This window comes from Marinobacter sp. X15-166B (assembly GCF_001752365.1).
GTDB lineage: Bacteria > Pseudomonadota > Gammaproteobacteria > Pseudomonadales > Oleiphilaceae > Marinobacter.
Window position 1 is genome coordinate 1,929,429 of record NZ_MEIY01000001.1, and the last position, 18,555, is coordinate 1,947,983.

16 protein-coding genes and 1 riboswitch are annotated in these 18,555 nt (G+C 60.7%); of the genes, 8 read left to right on the plus strand and 8 right to left on the minus strand.

Going from position 1 to position 18,555, the window contains the following annotated elements:
- Positions 1-123: 123 nt before the first annotated feature.
- Positions 124-1,152: a glycosyltransferase family 9 protein gene (locus BG841_RS09075; protein WP_070057362.1), complete on the minus strand. Its 1,029-nt coding sequence runs from the start codon at positions 1,150-1,152 to the stop codon at positions 124-126.
- A gap of 124 nt (positions 1,153-1,276) precedes the next feature.
- Here BG841_RS09075 and BG841_RS09080 point away from each other — a divergent pair, with 124 nt between their 5' ends.
- The 3 genes from BG841_RS09080 (at position 1,277) to BG841_RS09090 (ending at position 4,165) form a co-directional block, all read left to right on the plus strand.
- Positions 1,277-1,999 carry a 3-deoxy-D-manno-octulosonic acid kinase gene (locus BG841_RS09080; RefSeq protein WP_070057363.1) on the plus strand — a complete coding sequence of 241 codons (723 nt, stop codon included), beginning with the start codon at positions 1,277-1,279 and terminating at the stop codon, positions 1,997-1,999.
- The gene (locus tag BG841_RS09085) at positions 1,992-2,966 is read left to right on the plus strand and encodes a glycosyltransferase (protein ID WP_228141634.1); all 975 of its coding nucleotides are present in this window, start codon (positions 1,992-1,994) and stop codon (positions 2,964-2,966) included. The genes BG841_RS09080 and BG841_RS09085 overlap by 8 nt, the downstream gene beginning before the upstream one ends.
- 137 nt (positions 2,967-3,103) lie before the next feature.
- Entirely contained in the window at positions 3,104-4,165 is a 1,062-nt protein-coding gene (locus BG841_RS09090; protein ID WP_070057364.1) for a CDP-glycerol glycerophosphotransferase family protein, read from the plus strand.
- 28 nt (positions 4,166-4,193) lie between these two features.
- Here BG841_RS09090 and BG841_RS09095 read toward each other — a convergent pair whose 3' ends face one another.
- Together BG841_RS09095 and BG841_RS09100 are read right to left on the minus strand one after the other, a co-directional pair.
- On the minus strand, positions 4,194-6,206 hold the full coding sequence (locus BG841_RS09095; protein WP_070058761.1) for a glycosyltransferase: 2,013 nt from the start codon (positions 6,204-6,206) through the stop codon (positions 4,194-4,196).
- 2 nt (positions 6,207-6,208) lie between these two features.
- Positions 6,209-7,114: a lysophospholipid acyltransferase family protein gene (locus BG841_RS09100; RefSeq protein WP_070057365.1), complete on the minus strand. Its 906-nt coding sequence runs from the start codon at positions 7,112-7,114 to the stop codon at positions 6,209-6,211.
- Between the two features lie 188 nt (positions 7,115-7,302).
- Between BG841_RS09100 and BG841_RS09105 the strand changes: the two genes are divergently transcribed.
- Complete coding sequence (locus BG841_RS09105) at positions 7,303-8,085, plus strand: glycosyltransferase family 2 protein (protein WP_070057366.1); 783 nt, start codon at positions 7,303-7,305, stop codon at positions 8,083-8,085.
- On the opposite strand, the gene BG841_RS09110 is transcribed toward BG841_RS09105, so the two are convergent.
- Genes BG841_RS09110 through lpxL form a run of 4 tightly spaced genes read right to left on the minus strand, consistent with a single transcriptional unit; the run spans position 8,086 to position 12,121 of the window.
- Positions 8,086-9,114, minus strand: a complete 1,029-nt coding sequence (locus BG841_RS09110) for a glycosyltransferase (protein WP_083260225.1) — start codon at positions 9,112-9,114, stop codon at positions 8,086-8,088.
- Positions 9,107-10,228 (minus strand): glycosyltransferase family 4 protein, encoded by a 1,122-nt coding sequence (locus tag BG841_RS09115; RefSeq protein WP_070057367.1) that lies wholly within the window; start codon positions 10,226-10,228, stop codon positions 9,107-9,109. Before BG841_RS09115 ends, BG841_RS09110 begins: the two co-directional genes overlap by 8 nt.
- Entirely contained in the window at positions 10,225-11,175 is a 951-nt protein-coding gene (locus BG841_RS09120) for a mitochondrial fission ELM1 family protein (protein ID WP_070057368.1), read from the minus strand. The genes BG841_RS09115 and BG841_RS09120 overlap by 4 nt, the downstream gene beginning before the upstream one ends.
- Before the next feature lie 10 nt (positions 11,176-11,185).
- A complete protein-coding gene (gene lpxL / locus BG841_RS09125) occupies positions 11,186-12,121 on the minus strand; it encodes an LpxL/LpxP family Kdo(2)-lipid IV(A) lauroyl/palmitoleoyl acyltransferase (RefSeq protein ID WP_083260226.1) in 936 nt (311 codons plus the stop codon).
- Between the two features lie 160 nt (positions 12,122-12,281).
- On the opposite strand from lpxL, the gene waaA reads away from it, so the two are divergent.
- Positions 12,282-13,535, plus strand: coding sequence for a lipid IV(A) 3-deoxy-D-manno-octulosonic acid transferase (gene waaA / locus BG841_RS09130; RefSeq protein WP_070057369.1), 1,254 nt, complete (start codon positions 12,282-12,284; stop codon positions 13,533-13,535).
- A gap of 61 nt (positions 13,536-13,596) precedes the next feature.
- Here waaA and BG841_RS09135 read toward each other — a convergent pair whose 3' ends face one another.
- Positions 13,597-14,964: a TolC family outer membrane protein gene (locus tag BG841_RS09135; RefSeq protein ID WP_070057370.1), complete on the minus strand. Its 1,368-nt coding sequence runs from the start codon at positions 14,962-14,964 to the stop codon at positions 13,597-13,599.
- 175 nt (positions 14,965-15,139) lie between these two features.
- Positions 15,140-15,244, plus strand: a riboswitch (TPP riboswitch).
- Positions 15,245-15,351: 107 nt separating this feature from the next.
- Here BG841_RS09135 and thiC point away from each other — a divergent pair.
- From thiC to BG841_RS09150, 3 genes are all read left to right on the plus strand, one after another.
- Positions 15,352-17,229, plus strand: coding sequence for a phosphomethylpyrimidine synthase ThiC (gene thiC / locus BG841_RS09140; protein ID WP_070057371.1), 1,878 nt, complete (start codon positions 15,352-15,354; stop codon positions 17,227-17,229).
- 158 nt (positions 17,230-17,387) lie between these two features.
- The gene (locus tag BG841_RS09145) at positions 17,388-18,005 is read left to right on the plus strand and encodes an NUDIX domain-containing protein (RefSeq protein WP_070057372.1); all 618 of its coding nucleotides are present in this window, start codon (positions 17,388-17,390) and stop codon (positions 18,003-18,005) included.
- Between the two features lie 2 nt (positions 18,006-18,007).
- Positions 18,008-18,493, plus strand: a complete 486-nt coding sequence (locus BG841_RS09150; protein ID WP_070057373.1) for a DUF1249 domain-containing protein — start codon at positions 18,008-18,010, stop codon at positions 18,491-18,493.
- Positions 18,494-18,555: the final 62 nt, after the last annotated feature.

Below are 18,555 nucleotides of genomic sequence, written 5' to 3' on the forward strand. Positions count from 1 at the left end.
AGCACCCCAAGCCTTCAGCAGTGCAGGAGCCCCCGCCCCTGGCCGGGGGAGCAAACACTCCAAGCGTTCTGCAGTGCAGTAGCCCCTCGCCCCTGGCGGGGGAGGGGTTGGGGAGTGGGGGTGTCAGTGCGCCTCCACCCACCTGTCCAGCATCGCCGTCGCATCGTCCACAGTCACCAATTCCATCGCCCCTGCAAACTCCGCTTTGGTCCCCCAGCGGGCGTCGTTCACCGACTTGCCGGTAAACTTCTTCAGGGCGTCGGGATAACGGTTTACACACCAGTTGAGCGAGTTATAAGGGCCTGACCGATAGGGATTGCTGGCGGCAAACAATCCCAATACATCCGTGCCGACCGCACTGGCAATATGCGCCGGGCCGGTATCCGGGGCCACCACCAGATCGGCCTCACTCAACAGTGCGGTCAATTGCTTGAGGGTATCCTGTCCGCAGATGTTATGGGGGCGGTGGGTCATGGCCTGTTCGATGCGCTGGCAGTAATCGAGTTCAAACGGGGCCGGGCTGCCCACCAGCGTCACCTGCATGTTGTGCGCACTGATGGCGTGGTCCGCCAGCCGGGCGTAGCGCTCCACCGGCCAGTTTCTGAGGGGGTGGCTGGAGCAGGGACTGATGATCAGGTTGCGGCGGTCCGTCGCCAGGTGCGCACGGGCAAAGTCGTGGTCGGCGGCGGTGAGCGGAATGCGCCAGGTCGGCGCCGCCGGCTGCAACCCGAGCGGCTGCAGAAAACTGGCCAGGCAATCCCGCACATGCTGCTGCGGTGCCGGCGCGATACGCTGATTGATGAACAGGCTGTGCAGGTCTTTGCTGCGGGCCTTGTCGTAACCCACTTTGACCCTGGCCGGGATCAGCGCCGCTGCCAGGTTGGCCCGAAAGGCCACCTGCATGTGCAACAGCGCATCAAAATGCCGGCCTTTCATTTGCCGGCGCAACTCCGCATAGGCCTGCTTGCCCGCCTTTTTATCAAACACGATGAATTCGACGCCGGGCAAGTCGCCGATCAGCCGGGCCTCCAGTTTGCCGATGACCCAGGTCAGTTTCACCTCGGGCAGTTGTTGCTGAAGGCTGAGTACCACCGGGACGACATGGGTCACGTCGCCAATGGCGGACAGGCGGAGAATGCAGATAGAAGTCATGGGAAGGGTGATCCGTTACAGGTTCTTGGTCCGGGTCGGTAGAGCTTGGGCGGTAATCGTTGCTACACTGCGCGCCACCAATGCGACAAGCGCACATCATATCGTAAAAACGTTAAGGTTATACATGGGTGGAGTAGTACACAGGGTGGAAACCCGGTACGGGGTTTGCCTGATTGGCTCAGGTTACACCGACGCCGGCATCACCTCAGATTGGTTCCAGCCTGATTACTGGGGTGGGCGCGCCCGGCCGGTGACCAGCGGTGGTCGTGGCAGCGCGTGGTTTGTGGAAGCCGCTGGTACCCCCATGGTGTTGCGTCGCTACCTCCGGGGAGGGATGGCGGCAAAACTGCTCCGGTCGAGTTATCTCTACACCAGCGAAGACCGTGTGCGCTCGTTTGCCGAGTTGCGCCTGTTGGAACACCTGATCGATCTGCAATTGCCGGTGCCAGCTCCGGTGGCGGCCTGGTACGGTAAAACGTCGGGCGCGTATTACCAGGCGGGTATCATTATTGAGCGTATCGCCGATGCGGTGCCACTGGCGGATCTGATTGATACCCTGGCATTGGACGGGTGGGCTGCGCTGGGTTCATTGCTGCGCCGGTTTCATGACGCGGGGGTTAAACACGCAGACCTGAACTGTTACAACATTCTGGTGCGGCAGAAGGAATTTTATTTGATCGACTTTGACAAAGGGCAACTGATGGGCGCCGGGAGAAGCCAGCAATGGAAAGCGGCCAGTCTGGAACGGCTGGCCCGGTCATTGCGTAAAGTGGCGGGAGCGGCTGCACAGCAACGGGTCTGGGACACAATGATGGCAGGATACGAGCGGAGTACAACAAGTGAGTGAGGGGCGGCCGTTACCGGCAATACTTTGTCTGACGGACGCCTGTGACCGTCCCGAGTCAGAACTCTTTATAGGCCTTGCAAAAGCGGGCTTCGATGTGGGGGTCATGTGCAATCCGAAAGGGCGGAATTATCAGCGCCTGATGGACGCCGGTCTGGTGGTCGGAACCCTGGCGTTGCAGGGCCGGTTTGATAAAGCGGGCACCGCGGCCATCAAGCAGCAGTTGGCGCAGAAACAGTATGATGTGATTCACGCCTACAATCCGAGGGCGCTGGCATGCGGATTGCGGGCGTCCAAAGGCCTGCCAGTCAGCATCGTGGCTTACCGGGGCGTGATCGGCAACATCAGTTTTTTGAATCCGGAATCCTGGATCACCTTCTTGCACCCCCGGGTCAGTCGCATTGTGTGCGTGGCGGATGCGATTAAAGACTATTTGGCGTCCATACGCTTGCTGGGACTCAGGATTCCGTCTCACAAACTGCAGCGTATCTACAAGGGGCATGATTTAAGCTGGTACACCGATCAGCCGGCTGACCTGCGTGAGGTTGGCGTACCCGCGGGTGCCTTTGTGGTGTGTTGTACCGGGCGGGATGTGCCCCGCAAGGGCTTTGATGTGCTGGTGAACGCCGTGGATCTGTTGCCCGCGGACGTCGAGGTGCATCTGTTGTTGGTGGGCGACGTCATCAACAACCAGACCTTGCAGGCTCAGGTGGCGCAGACCAAACGCCCTGAGCGAATCCATTTTGCCGGTTATCGCCAGGATGCGCCCGCCGTCGCGGCGGCCAGTGATGTGTTCGTGTTGCCCTCGACCGAGCGCGAAGGCTTGCCCCGGGCGGTGATTGAAGCCATGGCCTATGGAACCACCCCATTGGTGACCGCGGTGGGCGGTATGCCGGAACTGGTTGAGGACGGCGTCAGCGGCCTGGTGGTGCCCCCCCCAGAGACGCCCAGGCACTGGCTGATGCCATGACGCGGCTGTACCGCGATCGAGGCCTGTTAACACAGATGGGGGCGGCCGCCCGCCAGCGCATCGCCGACGATTTCCATACGTCACGCACCGTTCAGCAGACCGGGGATTTGTACCAAACCCTGGCAGGTCATCAATAAATGCGTCGTTACCTGTTTTTTGTCAATCAACCCTACTCCTATTCGATCCTGCGTCCGTTGCAGGAGGAAATTCGCCGCCGGGGCGATGAGGCCGCCTGGTTTGTCGCCGGCTGCACCGCCGACCCCCTGATGGCTGACGAAATACGGTTGCATACGGTTCAGGAGGTCATGGACTATAACGCCTGTGCGACCTTTGTGCCGGGCGACTGGGTGCCGTATTTTTTCCCTGGCATCAAAGTGGAAGTTTTCCATGGCATGGCCCGCAACAAGCGCGGGCACGGCAGTGAGGACGACAGCGACCACTACCGGATAAGGGGCTGGTTCGACCTCTATTGCACCCACGCAGACAAAGATACCGCCAGGTTCCAGCAGCTGGCCCGAAAACACGGTCATTTTGCGGTGGCCAAAACCGGTTGGCCCAAACTGGATCCATTGCTGCAGGCCGGGGTGAGTGGCCGAAGGGAAACCGGCGAAGATTCGCGCCCCGTTGTTTTTTACGCCTCCACCTTCAGCCGCTCGGTCACTTCCGCGCCCGCACTGCTGGAAACCATTGCTGAATTGTCCCGCAGTGGCCGCTGGAAATTTCTGGTTACCCTGCATCCCAAAATGGATCCCGGGGTGGTGGAGGCCTATCGCAGTTTGGCCGGTGAACATCTGGACTTTATCGAAAGTGACCAAGACCTGCTGGAGGTGTTGCCCAAAGCGGACGTGATGTTGTGCGATACATCCTCCATCATGTTCGAGTTTATGTTCCTCGATCGCCCAGTGGTCACTTATCGCACCAAAATGCCTGGCCCCTACCTGATCGATGTGGAGGAAGTAAGCGAGCTGGAGTCCGCCCTGACTCAGGCGGTGGCGGATGCAACGGATGTGTTGCGTGCGTCCAAAGCCCTCTGCCATGAGCTGCACTCGTTTACGGACGGGCAATCCAGTGGCCGGGTGCTCGACGCCGTGGAAGCGTTTCTTCAGGGGGGGCAAACCAGCCTGCGCCGCAAGCCGCTGAATCTGGTCCGTAAGTTAAAAGTTCGCCAGCGACTCAAACGGGAATTGGCCAAAAAATAGCTTTTTGGCCATTTGCGACGCGTCTTGTTCAACTGTCGTTGGTCTTTCGCTTTTCCGCACTCAGGGTCCACAACCCCGCATATTTATTAAAGGTGACCTGGGCATAGGTAACCGCAGTCAGGTAGCCAACCGCGCCGTCGAGGAACCCGAACCGCAGCAGATACACATGAGCGAAGGTGAGCCAGCCACGGAACGCGGGGTACAGCATGGTGCGTGTCTTCTGGCCTTGCCGCCGCTTTTCCTGAGCGCCCAGCCAGGCGTATTTCGCACTTTTTTCCAATGAGTGGCCGAAGTTTCGGTGGGTGTAATGGGTGAGCCGGCCGCGCAGGGTCTTGATGGTGCGCCCTGCGGGGATCAGGATGCGTTCATGCACCAGTGCGTCGGAGAAGCGCACGCCCTCGCGGCGGAACAGCCGCAAGGGTGCCCGGCCACTGCGGCCAAAATCCAGGCGTGCCCCGTAGATGGTCACCGCCCAAGGCAGTTTGTAGGCGTCTGCGTCCGGGGCAGCGAGGCGATGGTTGATCTCGCGCGCCAGCGCCGGCGTAATCCGCTCGTCGGCATCGATCGACAGCACCCAGTCACCGCTGGCTTTCTCCAGTGCTCTCTGTTTTTGCACGCCAAAACCTGGCCAGTCGGTGACTTCAACAATATCTGCGTACTGGCGAGCGATTTCAACGGTGCGGTCGCTGCTGCCGCTGTCCAGTACGATGATTTCATCGGCCACCAGGCGGGCGGATTGCAGGCAGGCGGCAATGTGGTCTTCTTCATTTTTGGTGATGACGGTGGCCGATACGCGCACACGGCGTTGGCGGGTGTAGGATTGGCCGAGTTCGTGATACAGCGCTGCGGCCAGGCTGCTGATGGCCAGTAAGTAAAACGTCAGCAACAGACTGCGGTCGAAGGCAGCTTCGGTGAGCCCAAACATCAGGTAGCCGGTGGACACCATGGTCCCGGCGATGGCCAGATAGGCGCTGGGTCTGTGGGGATTGAACATCTGCTTACCGAATAACACCATGGGAATAAACAGTATAAAGGCCCAGCTGAAGGCGCCCGGGGTACCCCGTGTGGCTGCCAGATTGAGCAGGTCGTTGTGGGGGTGGCCGGTGCAGCAGCTGGCGATCACTGCAGACACCTCGCCGCTGGAAGCGGCGTGTCTGGCGGCCTCGGTGAAACCGCCAAGACCGGCACCCACCAAAGGGTTGTCGACAAACAACTGCCAGGCGAGCGCCCAGAGTTCAAAGCGGATGTGCATGTTGGTATCAACACCGCCTTGTTGCGCCAGGGTGCCCAGAGCGGCGATGGCGCGACCGCTGGAAAAGGCGAACACCGACGTGAAGACGACCGCCACCAGTACAATGACGGTGCGCAGTTTGGGTTTCACCAGCGGCATAAAGAGCAGCAGCAACAGCGGCAGTGCGATCAGGTTGCTGCGGGTTTCTGACAGATTAGCGACGTATAGCCCGCCCAGACCAACAATAATCAGCAGGGCGCCCGCACTGGAGTTCCTGCAGCTGAAGAAATAACCGGCCCCGAGCAGGGTGAGCACACTGCCCAACAGGGCGACGTTGCCAAAGGATATGGCGTTGATGCCGCCGCCAAATCGGCCCGCGCGTAACGCGGCCAGAGAAACATCCTGGGTCAGGACCGTGTAAGCCACCATGGCGATGGCCGCAGCCGGCACCAGTGCCAGGGCGATGAATACACTGCGAGCGCTGAGCTGCGACTTGGTGAACGCCACGACCAACGGCCAAAACAGAATGAAGCGCGCGGCGGTGCCCAGGTTTTTTCCACCCTCATAAGTAAAGGATTCGAACACCCAGGCAATCAGGCTGACCAGAACAAAGAACCAGAATGCGAAGTGCATCAGACGCAGCTCTTTGGGCTTGTCCCAATCTGTTGCGGCCAATGTGTGGCGTTTTATGTACAGCAGGCCACAGAGGGCGGTCACCAGTGTGGCCGTTGCCAGCACACTGGAGGAAACCAGAGCCCCACCAAGACCGACCATTAGCAGCAGGTGGATTGCCCAGTCACTTTTGTTCATGGTCAGCATACCCGGTCAGGATTGTAGGGGTTCACTTCACCGGCGGGCCGGTGACGCATGCGTTTGTATTCCCATTGATACTGCGCCGGGACCGCGCGCACGCACTGCTCGACGGCGGTGTTCATGGCCGTGGCCGCCACTACCGGATCTTCGTTGTGGATGGCTCCGTCGACCTCACGGACAACAATGCGGAACCCCTGACTGTTTGGCAACCGCTCCGCATAGGTAATCAGTACATCAGCTTGCGTGCGCTGGGCGAGTTTGGCCGCCAGGGTCATGGTGCGCACTTCCATGCCGAAAAAAGGCGCATACACGTTGCCTTTGCCCCGCGGGGACTGGTCAGGCAGGATGCCGGCGACACCGCCTTCCCGCAGCAGGGTGGTCATCCGCACCAGACCACGGCGGTCGCCCCGCACCAGTTCGGAGCCCAGGCGGCTGCGCACCCGGATCATGTATTGTTCAAATTCGGGCATCTTGGGGGGGCTGTAGAGTGCAGCCATCTGGTAACGGGATGAAAAATACAGGCCCGCCAGTTCCCAGTTGCCCAAATGAGGGGCCAGCAGGATCAACCCTTTGTTGCTGGCTCTGGCCGCTTTCAAAAGTTGCTCACCTTCGATTTCTTTGACCAGACTGAGGCATTTTTCGACCGGCCATTCCCACATCAGCGGAATTTCGAGCGCGGTCATACCGGTATGACGCAAGGAATGGTGTGACAAGCGCCTGCGCTCTTCCTCCGGGGTGTCTGGCAAGCAAATGGCCAGGTTGATATCGGTCACCCGCCGGGCATCGGTTTTCAATCGCCACGCCAAGCTGCCCAGAAAACGCCCGATCGCCTGGGCGGCGGGCAAACACAACAATGCGGAGATGCGAAACAGAAAGGTAACAATGTAATACTTCAGTTTTCTCATGGGAGCCAAGATAAAGTAACGGGGTATGTGCACAACAGGCTGTGTGCCAGCGGTGTCCGGACAGTGCGGCCAGAAAGACTTATCTGCGTAAAACTGCCATTATCCCGTGATTGTGGGTACAAAAACAGCCCGTGACTGTAACAAGCAGGTTTCCTCAAGGCTATGAATGGCTTACTGCCGAGGTGTGCATGACATTACCGCTATCAGTGTATTATATCACGCTCAATGAGGAGCAAAGACTCCCCGAGTCTCTGGCCAAGGTCAAGGGCTGGGTCGATGAGATTGTTGTGGTTGATTCCGGCAGCACTGACAACACCAGGGCCATTGCCGAGGCCGCCGGCGCGCGGGTGGTGCATAACGACTGGCGGGGATTCGCCTGTCAGAAAGCGTTTGCAGCCAGCCTGTGTCGCAATCGCTGGGTGCTGGATCTGGATGGGGATGAAGTCTTGTCGGATGAACTGGTGGCGAACATCCAGACGCTGTTCAGCAGTCCCTTACCGGCCGACGTTGCCGGCTACCAGATGCGCTGGGTGCTGTCCCAGCCCAATCCCGAACATCCTTTCCGGTACGACAAAAGCAAGTGGATATTGCGCTTGTACGACCGCCACAAAGCGCAGATACAGGCAGAAAAGAACAGCAACAATGATCGCCCTCAGGTCCTGACCGGCCGGGTTGAAAGGCTCCAGGGGGATGTGCTGCACCGTACATTGATATCCCTGGAGCAAATGGAGCGCAAGTATTGTCAGTTATCGACGGAGCAGGCGCGCTTTATGGCTGCAAAGGGCCGGCGGATTTCCAGTGCGCGCTTGGCGGTGGAGTTTCCGCTGAAGTTTTTGAAGTACTATGTTCTGCATCAGCAGTTCCGCAATGGCTGGTTCGGACTGAGCGTGGCCATGGTGGCCGCCAACCGGAACTTTATGAGGTTGGCCAAAGCCAAGGAAATTCAACTGCAACAGCGGCTGGGCGGCTAGTTAACCGGCAGCGGCCGCGGCGCGATAGAGGTCGAGGGTATGTTGCACCATGGCATTGAGCGTCAACTCGGTCTGCGCGCGCTTCCGCGCCGGGAGTTGCTCCTCATACACCTCGCTCAGATTGGTGTTCAGCAGCCGCGAAAAACCCTCAGCGTCATGGCCCTTGTAGATGTGCTGCGGCGGCAAAAACTCATTGGCAATCGGCACATCGGTGGCAATCACCGGCTTGCCCGCCAGCAGGGCTTCGGCGAACACGTAAGAAAAGCCCTCCCGTCGCGAGGAAATCACCACACCGTCGCAGGAAGCCATCAGCTCGGGTACGTCGTTCCGGTGACCCAGCAGGGTGACGCGTCCGTTCAGCTGGTAATCGTTTATTCTCGTTTGCAGAGCCGCCCGGTCAGGGCCGTCGCCGGCGATGTACAGGCAACCCCCTGTGGTTCGGAATGCATCGATTAACATATCGAAACCCTTGGCGTCGACCAGGCGGCCTGCGGCCAACCAAACAGGCCGCTGACCTGCGGCGGCGAACGCACCCCCATGAGCCGCCGTTAAGGTCTTGCAATCGAGGCCGTTGTAAACCACGGCAATGTTTTCGCCCGGGATGGTGTTGCCCAGGGTCTGACTGACCGCGATGACCCGGAAAAACGCGGGCGACGCCGGGTAACGGGATTTGAACCCGTGAATGGTTGCCATAAGGCGGACGTCGCCCACAAAGTGGCGCAGTGACCGGAGCAGCGCCGCCGCCTTGGTTCCCTGGGCGTGCACGATATCGAAGCCTTCTGCGCCGATAAAACGCGCAATCTTGAACAATTGGCGAGGGTCGCGTCGTGATCGCCGCGGATTTAACGCCACCCGCGTCACCGCCACCGCCAGCAATTGCAAGTGTTGGGGCGCGGCCATCACCGTTACCCGGTGGCCCCGTTGCACCAGCCCGTTGGCGAGTTCCTGCGTGTGTTTTTCCATGCCGCCCACGCCCTCGTGAGACGAAATCATCAACAGCAGGATGTGCAGCGGAGCGTCTTTATCCACGATGTTGTTCCTTGTGGCGAGCCAGTGCCTGCGCGTACACCCCCAGGGTCGCCTCTGTCTGCGCCTGCAGCCGGAACCGGTAGGGAATGTCGATGGTGTGTTGCGGCTGGTTCAGCAGGCGGATGGCCGTCTGCACAAAGCCGGCAAGGTCGTCCGGCTGCACCAACCCCTCGTTGAAACAGGCTTGCAGGATTTCCGAGGCACCGCCCCGATCGAACGCGACAACGGGGGTACCGGTGGCGAGGGCTTCGGTCAGAGTGCGCCCGAACGGCTCGGGCTTGGTGGACAGGTGGCACACCAGGTCCGAGAGTCGGTACAGCTCGGCGATGTCGCCGCGCTGGCCAAGAAAGCTGACGTGGGCGTCCAGTCCCAGCTCGCGGCGGCGACTGACCAGTTCTGTCATGAAGTGTTCCTTGCTGGGTTCCGCGCCCCCCACAATGATGCCGTGGCAGTCCGGTTGCTGGCGGATCAGCTCGGCCATAACGTCCAGAAACTGCAACTGACCCTTCCAGCGGGTGAGCCGACCGGGCATCATCAGGATGCGTTTGCCGGCGAGTTGCGGGTGTTCGTTCAGCAGTGTCTGGCGCCAGTGCTCCCCAGGCGGCCGCGGCTGAAACGCCTCCAGGTCGACCCCCCGTTGAATCACCGTGAGTGCGTTCGGGTCCACGGTGTAGTTGTTGAGGACGTAATCGCGCACGCACTCCGATACCGCAATCATGTGTTCGGCTTTGGCCATTATGGCGCTGTAGGGGCTTACCGAGTACATGCCATGAAAGGTGGATACCAGCGCCGGACGGCTCTGTGGAGAGAGTTTGCGCCAGGCCAGCCAGGTAATCCAGGCTGGCACGCGGGAGCGCACGTGGACGATGTCGGCCTGCAGTTCCTGCAGCAGCGCGCGCATGGGCGCGACCTGCAGCAGCGAAGCGGGGGATTTGCGGTGCACCGGGCGGTCGATGTGGCGGGAGCCCTGCTTTTCCAGCTGAGCCACCAAGGGGCCGCCTGATGACACCACGATGGACTCGTGTCCCTGTTTTACCAGGTCTGCGGCAAACTCGACGGTGCCCCGTTCCACGCCACCGCTGTGCAGGGCTGGCAGGACTTGCAGAACCTTCATCGACGACTCCCCAACGCCAGAGTGTGGATCAGCCAGCGCGCGGCCCGGTCGGCTTCCCAGGGCGGCGTGGGCGGAGTGTGTTGCGGGTGCATCACCCGATGATGGTGGGGCCACTGGATCACCCGGCCGCGTTCCAGCAACGCTTCGTTACCCTTTACCACCCGGCTGCGGCGCTGCGGCGTAAGGACTAAAAGGCCGGTGGGCACGCCCGACGTCATGGCCTCGCACACCATGCTGCTGCTGTCCGGTGTCACCCAGACGGCCCGGGACATTGCCAGTTGCTGCGCCAGCCAGTTTTCGGGCGTGTGGTCCGGATCCACCACGGTAATGGCGGGGCCGGTCAGCCCGGCAAGCTGGGCCCTCAGACCCGGGGGCGTCCGGCGGGACCCGCTGACGGTCCAGTGCCAGTCCGGGTAGAGGGTGATCAGGCGGTTGATCTGCATGAACACGCTGGCATTGTCCCAGGTGTAGTGGGGGGAGGGACCGCCCACCAGCAACAGCGCGCCCGGCTCGGAGGGCAGCTCGGTCTGCGGTGATATGGCGTTGATCACGCCTTCGGTGATCAAGGTGTGCCGGCTGGCCGGCACACCGTCGTGCTCGGGGATAATGGCCGCGTCCACCCAGGATCGGGGGAACGCAGGATTCATCAGCACCACGGTGGCGGCACCTTTGAGTCGACGGTAACTCAGCAGCAATCGGTGAGTGCCGGTGCCGGCAGCGATAATCAGGGTCGGCTTGGGCGCATCACTGATGGTGACCGGAACGCCCGCCAGTGCCCGCCACAGCGGGACCCTGACGGCGGTGCTGTCAATCCAGTGGAGCTCGGCGCCGGTCAGCGCCTGCAGGCGGCTACCCAGGCCTTTCAGCTGGTTGCGGTGGCCGGGCTTGAGGTCGGACACCAGCCAGATGACGGGAGGGTGGGTCGGGCTTGCGCTCGGGCTGCTCATGGGTGGGGTACTAGTAAAAGCCCGGGTCGTCTGGCGACGGCCGGGTCTTGAAACGCCGGTGCATCCACAGGTATTGATCCGGGTAGCGCCGAATTTCACCCTCTATGGTGGCGTTCACCAGGGTGGCGTCGGCAAGGTCGTCGCCGCTCGGAAAGTTTTCCAGCGGCGGATGAAAGTAGATGTCGTAGCCGATGCCCTGTGGGTGCCGGAAGTGGCTGAACGGGATCACCGCACAGCCGCTGCGCTCGGCGATTCGGGAGGTGGCCGTGATGCTGCCGGTAGCCACACCGAAGAAAGGCGCAAACACAATGCCCTTACGGCCGTAATCCTGGTCGGTGGCGTACCAGATGATGCGGTTCTGCTTAAGGCGGCGCAACAGGCCGCGCAAATCTTTGCTGTTCAGCGCCACGCCGTAGTGGCGCTCCCGGGCCCGGGTCATCACCGCATTCATCAGCGGGTTGTTGTGATCCCGCTGCATGACATCGGCGTCGATGAACAGGGACACCAGACTGCCGCCTAAATCCAGCGTGCTGTAGTGGCCGCCCAGCAGTAATATGCCTTTGCCCTTATCCAGCGCTGCGGTCACCTGTTCAAGGCCGTGCACTTCCGTGCGTGACCGCAGTCCTTCCGGGTTGCGGAACCAGGCCTGACCGATTTCCATGATGCCGATGCCATTGGAGTGAAACGCTTTGCGCACCAGTTGCCGTTGCTCGCTGGCGGACAACTCCGGAAAACACAGGCCGATATTGACGCTGGCGATGTGTCGGCGACGGGGCAGACAGCGGAACGCCAGCTCGCCAATGGCGATACCAAGCCACTGTTGCAGGCGCCGTGGCAATTGAGCCATCAGCCAGATGAGGCCGATCAAGACCCAGGTGGGCCACCATCTGGGGTGGATGTATTGGTTGTAGCGGGTGTCGCGGGTAGTGTTGCGGTGCTTCTTCACGTTCGCCAGGGCCGTCCGTCATTCGGTAACTGTAGGTGAAGGCAGTTTAGCAGGACACCGGCCATAGGCTAAAGTGAGAGGGGTGCTTAAGCCTCTGTCCTCTGGGCGATTCAGCATCGGATTAGGTAGAATGGCCGCGCGCAATTGACCCGGAGACCACATGCTGCATTTTTTGTATTCGACCTTTTTCAGACTCGCTCTGCCATTCATTATGGTGAAACTCTGGTGGCACAGCCGCAGGAGTCCGGGAGAATGGTTGCACTGGCAACAGCGCCTCGGGTTTGTGCCGCGCTCCGAGCAACCGGTCATTTGGGTGCACGCGGTGTCGGTCGGTGAAACCATTGCAGCGGCGCCGCTGGTGACCGCGTTGCTGGAGCGGGAGCCGGGGGCGCGTATTCTGATGACGGCGATGACCGCCACCGGGGCCCGACAGGCCGAAGCCATATTTGGTGACCGGGTTCGGTACGCCTTTTCGCCTTACGACACCCCGGGCTCGGTGCGCCGCTTTGTGGATCGCATCAACCCCAGTGCGCTGGTCATTATGGAAACCGAACTCTGGCCGAACATGATCAGCCTGACCCGCGCCCGCAATGTCCCGGTGTTTTTAATCAACGCGCGTTTGTCGGAGCGTTCCGCGCAGGGGTACGAGCGGCTGCAGATCTTTGCCCGCACCATCCTCAGTCGCATTACCTGGATCGCCGCCCAGGCCAATGACGATGCACAGCGGTTTTTGCGCCTGGGTGCGCGGCCCGAATCGGTCTCGGTCACCGGCAGTGTCAAATACGATGTGGTGGTCGATGATCCCTTGCGGGCGGCGGCGGCCCGCCTGCGCCAGGATCTGGGGGCGCGCCCGGTGTGGATCGCCGCCAGCACCCATGTCGGAGAAGATCAGCAACTTCTGGCGTGCCATCAGCAGATATTGAAAAAACACCACAACGCTTTGCTCATTCTTGTGCCCCGCCACCCGGAACGGTTTGCCAGCGTTGCCGCGCTGGTCCGGGAGCAGGGGTTGACGTTGACCCGCCGGACAGAGCACAGCGGGCCAGTCAATACCCAGGTCTATCTCGGCGATACCATGGGCGAGTTGCTGATGCTCTACGGGGCGGCGGACATGGCGTTTGTGGGAGGCTCACTGGTAGAGCGCGGGGGCCACAATCCGCTGGAGCCGGCCGCTTGGGGGATCCCGGTGTTGTCCGGCCCTCATGTGTTCAACTTCGAAGCGATCTACGCACAGCTGGCGGAGGGCAAGGGGTTGTTCAAAGTGGCCAACGACGCCGAGTTGGCCCGCTGTGTGAGTGGGTTGATGGACGGGCCGGAAGTGGCGGGCCGGGTGGGTGCCAACGCTCTGGCCACGGTAACGGCTAACCGGGGGGCCTTGCACAAGGTGGTTGATGGCATTGTCGAACGGGTCTGAAAAAGCGCACGCCCTGGCGGGTGGTGCGCTATTGTGCGGTTTTCACGGTCAGCAATAACGTTTACTGCAACCGTGGGTCGGTGAGTGTTTCGGTGTCGTTTGCCAGCGCCTCTATGCCCGGCGCCGTGGCACTCAGCCAATTGTTGAGGTCAAGCAGGTCCTGCGGGCTCAGGGTGCCAGCGGCCAGCTTCAGACGCAGCGTGTTGATAATATAGTCGTAGCGGGCGTTGGCGAAATCGCGCAGGGCGAAGTAATACGCCTGTTCCGCATCCAGGACTTCCACAATATTGCGGGTGCCCACCTCGTAACCGGCGCGGGTGGCATCCAGCGCGCTGCGGCGCGACACAATGGTCTGTTCCAGTGCCGAGGCCGACTCGATGTTGGTGTTCACGGTGCGGAACAGGCTGCGGGTGTTCACCCGCACATCCCGGCGCACGGTTTCCAGAGTTTGCTCGGCCACTTCCACCAGCGAACGCTGTTGCCGGACCCGCGACTGGGTGCCGCCGCCCAGGTACAGCGGCACATTCAGGGTCAGGCTGATCTGGCCGTCGGTGGTGGTGCCGTCCCGCTGGGGCAGGTTGGTGCCGTTCAGACGGGTGTCCCCGTAGGCGGCGTTCAGATCCAGCGTCGGGTAGTGGCCGGACTTGGCGACGTTCAAGGTGGATTTGCTCGCACTCAGGTCATAAAGCGCAGATTGAATGGTCCAGTTCTGTTCGAGGGCGGTGGCTTCCCACAGGGTCGGGTTCATGGGCTCCGGCCGGCTCAGGGGAAAGTTTTGCCGCAGGTTTTCCAGGTCGTCATGGAATTCGCCGGTTAACCGGGCCAGCTGTTCGCGAGCGATGTCCAGATCGCTTTCCGCCGCAATGCGCAGACTTTTGGTGGAATCGTAGCCGGCCCGGGCTTCGTGCACCTCGGTAATGGCGATCAGACCCACCTCAAAACGCTCCTGGGCTTGTTCGAACTGGCGCTGAATGGCGGCTTCGGCGGCGCGGGTGGCGGTGAGGTTATCGCTGGCGCGCAGTACGTTGAAGTAAGCCGTGGCCACATCGAGGATGAGCTGCTGTTGGGCCAGATTGTAACTGGCCCGGGCGGCCTGGCTTTGAAACTTGCTGGCGTCGTATTGGTACCAGCGCTCACTGCGGAACACCGGCTGGGTCAGGCGCACCCCGTACGCAATCGCGGTAAACGCGTTATCCGTCTGGGGCCCGTCGCTATCGGTGTAGCTGGTTTCACCGAAGGCGCTTATCTGGGGCAGCAGGGTGCTTTTGCTGACGTCGACGTTGGCTTCCTGGGCTTCGAAACTGGCCCGGGCTGCGGCAATGCCGGAATCGTAGGAGAGTGCTTTCTCATAGGTCTCGATCAGGTCCAAAGACAGGGCGGGCTGAGCGACCAGAAGGCCGATCAGTCCGGAAAGCAGTGTTCTCTTCATGGTATCTCCTGAGTCAGTACATACGAATACGCAGATATGGAGGAGCGTCAGGCCCAGGTCACAAGACCCGAAGGCGGTGGACTCTGAGTGAGCAGGGAGGTCATTATGGACAATAACGGTTTCGATCTCTACACTTGCGATTGGCACTGATTCAGGGTGTCACATACTGATTTTTCGCGTCTTGACGGGGTGCTGGCAACTGGCCGGCTGAGATTGCACTGCAGAACCCGAATACCTGATCCGGATAATGCCGGCGTAGGAATATGAGAACACATCAGCACACAGACCATCGGACTGTCCCGGGAAGCACGCGCTGCAAACGCAGCTGTCAGTGCCGTCCGGCGCTTCGTCATACGCGACCCACACACTTATTCCGGGAACGCTTTGATGACGATGATTCCGACCTACCTCAGTGATTCGGCGCAAGTTGATTCTGCCGCTGTAAAACCCTTACCCCACTCCCGCAAGGTGTATGTCACCGGCAGTCGCCCCGACATACGGGTGCCCATGCGCGAAATCACCCTCAGCGATACACCCACCGAAATGGGAGGCGAGCACAACGCACCGGTCACGGTGTATGACACCTCCGGGCCCTATACCGACCCCGACGTGCGCATTGATCTGCGCCGGGGGTTGGCACCGGTGCGTGCCGCCTGGATTGCCGAGCGGGCCGACACCCGGGAATTGCCGGGTTATACCTCGGAGTTTACCCGTCGCCGCCTGCAGGATCCGCGGCTGGATCCGCTGCGTTTCAACGATGAGCGCAAGCCGCTGAAAGCCCGGGACGGGCGCAACGTCACCCAGATGCACTACGCCCGTCAGGGCATCATCACGCCGGAGATGGAATACATCGCCATCCGTGAAAATCAGAAACTGCACCTGGCCCGCGAGCAGGGGCTGCTGAAGTCGCAACACCCCGGCCAGTCTTTCGGTGCCTCCCTGCCAGCGGAAATCACCCCGGAATTCGTGCGCGACGAAGTCGCCCGGGGGCGGGCCATCATTCCGGCCAACATCAATCACCCCGAGTCGGAACCGATGATCATCGGCCGCAATTTCCTGGTCAAGATCAATGGCAACATCGGCAACTCGGCGGTGACCTCGTCCATCGAAGAAGAGGTGGAAAAACTGACCTGGGCCACCCGGTGGGGGGCGGACACCATTATGGATCTGTCCACCGGCAAGAACATTCACGAAACCCGCGAATGGATCATCCGCAATTCGCCTGTCCCCATCGGCACCGTGCCCATCTATCAGGCGCTGGAGAAAGTCGGGGGCGTGGCCGAAGACCTGAGTTGGGAAGTCTTCCGTGACACCCTGATTGAACAGGCCGAACAGGGCGTGGATTACTTTACCATTCACGCCGGGGTGCGTTTGCATCACGTGCCGCTGACCGCCAAGCGGGTTACCGGTATTGTCTCCCGGGGGGGCTCGATCATGGCGAAATGGTGTCTGGCTCACCACACCGAAAGCTTCCTCTACACCCACTTTGAAGACATTTGCGAGATCATGAAGGCCTACGACGTGTCCTTCAGTCTGGGGGACGGCCTGCGTCCGGGCTCCGTCGCCGACGCCAATGATGAGGCCCAGTTTGCCGAGCTGGAAACCCTCGGCGAGCTCACCAAAATTGCCTGGAAGCACGACGTGCAGGTGATGATCGAAGGCCCGGGGCATGTGCCCATGCAGCTGATCAAAGAAAACATGGACAAACAGCTGGCGTGTTGTGATGAGGCACCGTTTTACACGCTGGGGCCACTGACCACCGACATCGCCCCCGGTTACGATCACATCACCTCGGGTATAGGGGCCGCCATGATCGGTTGGTATGGCTGTGCCATGCTGTGCTATGTCACCCCCAAAGAACACCTGGGGCTGCCTGATAAGGATGACGTAAAAACCGGCATCATCACTTATAAAATTGCCGCCCATGCGGCGGATCTGGCCAAGGGCCACCCGGGGGCGCAGGTACGCGACGACGCCCTGTCCAAGGCGCGCTTCGAGTTCCGCTGGGAAGATCAATTCAACCTCGGTCTCGATCCGGACACCGCTCGGGCCTTTCACGATGAAACCCTGCCCAAGGAATCCGCCAAGGTGGCGCACTTCTGCTCCATGTGCGGTCCCAAATTCTGCTCCATGAAAATTTCCCAGGAAGTACGGGAGTACGCCGCCGAACACGGACTGGATGACGCGGCCGCCGTGGACGCGGGCATGAAACAGAAATCGAAAGAGTTCCGGGACGCAGGCAGCAAACTCTACGACAAGGTGTAAACCCCAACCGGGGGCCGGCCGGAGCCGGCCCCCTTGCACGCCGGCCGGGGCCGGTCTTGCGTCTGACTCCTCAGACTGCCCCGTTGTTTATCGGACAACTTGCCAACAACCCGATCCTGCCGCTATCGTACTTTATCGTTTTGTTAGCCGAGAACCCTATGTCTGCACCTTTTCAGTTCACCGCCGACGATGTCAAACTGACACGGCAAGAGACCGTGTATCAGGGCTTTTTTCGCATGGACAAACTGTGGCTGACCCACGCGCGGTTTGACGGCCGCCCGATGCCGGAGTTCACGCGTGAGTTATTTATCCGCGGAGACGCCACCTGTGTGCTGCCCTACGACCCACAGCGGGATGAGGTGGTGTTGCTGGAACAGTTCCGTGCCGGTGCCTTGGGGCGCGAGCAGTCACCCTGGTTGTTGGAACTGGTGGCCGGCATGAACGAAACGGGCGAAAGTCCGGAGGACGTGGCGCAACGGGAAGGGCAGGAGGAGGCCGGATTATCCTTCCGCCGATTGGATAAAATCTGCGAGTACCTGGTGTCTCCGGGAGGCACCACCGAGCGGGTTTATCTGTTCTGTGGCCAGATCAGCAGCGCAGCGGCTGGCGGCCTGTATGGAGTTGACCACGAGCACGAAGACATCCGTGCCCATGTGTTCGGTGCAGACCAGGCCATTGCCATGGTGGCCGACGGCCGCATCGACAATGCAGCGGCCATTATTGCCCTGCAATGGCTGCAACTGAATCGTCCACGATTGCGACAGGAGTGGAGATAAGTATGTCTGAGTGGGTAATGAAACCGAAGCCGTATGTGCCGGATTTGCGGCGCCTGGGGGCTCTGTGCGACAGCAATTATCAGCGCATTGCGCGCTTGCGCCTGCTGGAAACCCCCGGCCTGACGGTCTCCGAGTTTGAACTCTACCGGGAGACCGAGTACTTCGGACGAGTGCAGATACAGCTGCTGCAAAAGGCCCGCTATACCGAAACCCTGCTGCTGGAGCAAACCCACAATGGCGGGCGCTGGCTGAATAACCCGCAAATGACGGTGCGGGTGTACCACGACGCCAACATGGCGGAAGTCATCAGCTGCTACCGGGACCGCCACATCGCCGCGGTGAACAACTACCCGAACCGCTTCATGCATCACCCGGATGAAAAAATGCAGATCAACAGCTTTCTGGCGGACTGGTTGGACTTTTGTCTGCGTTATGGTCACGCCCCCTTGTCCCAGTCGGCCTGGTCCGCAGGGGACGAGGTGTTGTAGTTTGTGACAGCCGCACGCGACATGTCTGCCGGGAAGCACCATAGTATTGATAATCAGACGCA